Here is a 271-nt window from a genome sequence, read left to right as displayed (position 1 = left end):
ATCTCTACACCCCTTCAAATCTTCAGCGCAGCTTAAAAAACTATATCCGGCTGCGAGCCCCTACGGTGCAGCTCTCTTCTATTCCCGCTGTAGGTGGGTTAGTCGATGAATTGAAAAGCTGGTTGGAACGGTTAGATCCTGAATTACCGCCAACATTAGATGAATATGAAAACCATCTAAAACGCTTTGCACTCACCTTTAAGCGCAGCGTGCGGTTAACCCTAAAGATGGTCGCTCAAAACTCACAACGGCAAACTGAAGAGTATATAAC

1 pseudogene is annotated in these 271 nt (G+C 45.4%); it reads left to right on the top strand.

Annotated elements, in window-relative coordinates:
• Window positions 1-271, top strand: a pseudogene (locus ACNQ0T_RS24265) (hypothetical protein); the annotation flags it as partial.

The organism is Enterobacter cloacae complex sp.6700776, from assembly GCF_048284255.1.
Lineage (GTDB): Bacteria > Pseudomonadota > Gammaproteobacteria > Enterobacterales > Enterobacteriaceae > Enterobacter > Enterobacter intestinihominis.
This window is presented reverse-complemented; position numbering and strand designations above follow the sequence as displayed.